We start from the raw sequence: 1,649 nt of genomic DNA, 5'->3' as shown, positions 1-1,649 counted from the left end.
GAACGTCCTCGGACATGCAAAGAGGCTCCGCATCGCGCTTCGCGCTGCGGAGCCTCTTTGCGTCCTGACGCTCCTATTTGGCAAGGTGTTTTTTAGAATCCATTTTGCGCTCGGCCTCGAACGCCTGCCTGTCCCAATCGAGCGGGAGCCCCGCCTCGACCCACGCCTCGTAGGCCCTCCTTATTGGCTTGAGCTCCCTTTGGCCCCTCTCCAGCATCGAGATGTACTTCTCGCTGGTGCCCAGTATGGACGCCGCCCTCACCTGGCTGACCTTCGCCGCGCGCCTGGCCGCCACGAGCTCCGACGCGTCCGCCGGCCTCCTTATCTCGTGCGGGCGCATCAGCGCCCGGTACGCCTCCCTGGCCACGTAGCGCTTGAGGCACCTCATGACCTCCCTGTCGCTCTTTCCCCGCGCCCTGGCCCTCTCGGCGTACTCGGCGGTCTCGGGGTCGCGCATGACCCTCTGCCTCGCGATCTCGTGCAGCGCGCTGTTCGCCTGCCGGTCGCCGCCCCTGTTGAGCCTGTGCCTCACGGTCTTGCCGCTCGAGGCGGGGATGGGGCAGGCGCCGCATATCGCCGCGAACGACGCCTCGGAGCGCAGCCTGCCCGGGTTGTCCCCGGCCGCGACCGCGAGCTTGGCCGCGCTCACGGGCCCGCACCCGTACATCGCCAGCAGCGCGGGGCAGTTCTCCTCCAGGGACGCCTCGATCGCGCGCTCCATGTCGAGCGCCGCGTCGCGCGCCGCCGCCCACAGGTCCGCCAGCGCGCCGAGCGCGGCGCCCAGCGCGCCCTCGGCGCGCACGGAGGGGAGCTCCTCCATCAGCCTCGGCCCTCCCATGCCGCGGAACCTCGACCTGAGCCCCTCCGGCGCGGTGGTGAGCAGCGACCTCGCGGTGTTGATCGCCGAGGTCCGCGCCTTCACCGCCCCGGAGCGCGCCGCGAGCATGCAGCGCACCCCGTCGACCCACCCGTCCTGGCTCTTGGGGGTCCCGAGCTTCGAGCCGGACATCGCCGCGCGGGCCGCCCTCTCCGCGTCCGACTCGTCGCACTTCCCCTGCCCCGGGCGCCTCCTCTGCGTCCTCGCCGGGGAGAGCGCCTCGCGCACGGGCATCCCAAGCGACGCGAGGTGCCTGGTGAGGCCCGCCCCGTAGGACGACGTCCCCTCCATCGCGACGCAGGCCGGCTCCCCGACCGCCGCGATCGCCCCGGCGAGCGCCTCGTATCCCGCCGCGTCGGCGGGGAACCGGCGGGACAGGACCCTGCGGCCCCTCCAGTCCAGGACGCACAGCCAGTGCGAGTCGGCGTGGGTGTCGACCCCGCAGAAGACCGGCCCGCGGGCGCCGGGTGTCGATTCGGTTCTCATGTCTCGCTCCGTTCTTTCCGTGCTCGCCTGGACCGGGCAGACGGCACACTGACGGGGCGCGATAGAATGCGGTTGATCGGGTCCGCGGTATCGCTCCATGCTCCTATTAGGTCATGCGGCGGTCTCGGCTCGCCGCGGCCCGCGCGGGACATGTCAGGAAACGAGGGCAGCCCTGTGGGCGCCAGCGGAATGTGGGGTCACCGCGCGGTCCGCATCTGATGGTGTCGACGTCAATGGTATACGGGTGCATCATCGACGTCTTCAATACAGAAGATATCAGTGCGGA

General features: G+C 70.7%; 1 protein-coding gene. It reads right to left on the bottom strand.

Annotated elements, in window-relative coordinates; translation table 11 throughout:
- Positions 1–73: 73 nt before the first annotated feature.
- Positions 74–1,363: an IS110 family transposase gene (locus tag AAA069_RS09930; protein WP_349128267.1), complete on the bottom strand. Its 1,290-nt coding sequence runs from the start codon at positions 1,361–1,363 to the stop codon at positions 74–76.
- Positions 1,364–1,649 lie beyond the last annotated feature (286 nt).

Source organism: Collinsella sp. CLA-SR-H006, assembly GCF_040097075.1.
Classification (GTDB): Bacteria; Actinomycetota; Coriobacteriia; order Coriobacteriales; family Coriobacteriaceae; genus Collinsella.
This window is presented reverse-complemented; position numbering and strand designations above follow the sequence as displayed.